This window comes from Staphylococcus sp. EG-SA-2 (genome assembly GCF_017152085.1).
On record NZ_JACYHC010000345.1, the window covers coordinates 1 to 309 of the forward strand.

Below are 309 nucleotides of genomic sequence, written 5' to 3' on the forward strand. Positions count from 1 at the left end.
CCTCTGGTGTTGGCGGTGTTGGTGTTTCTGGCTCACTCGGCACTTCTGGTGTCGGTGGTGTTGGTGTTTCCGGCTCACTTGGTACTTCCGGAGTCGGTGGTGTTGGTGTTTCCGGCTCACTTGGTACCTCTGGTGTTGGTGGTGTTGGTGTTTCCGGCTCACTTGGTACCTCTGGTGTTGGCGGTGTTGGTGTTTCCGGCTCACTTGGTACCTCTGGTGTTGGCGGTGTTGGCGGCGTTGTATCTTCTTCAATCGTTTGTTGACCTTCATTTTGACCACTTACTTTTGGAAGTGTATCTTCTTCAAAAT

Annotated in this window: 1 pseudogene; it reads right to left on the reverse strand. The window is 52.1% G+C overall.

Going from position 1 to position 309, the window contains the following annotated elements:
• Nucleotides 1–309: pseudogene (locus IDG60_RS03300) on the reverse strand (fibronectin binding protein); the annotation flags it as partial.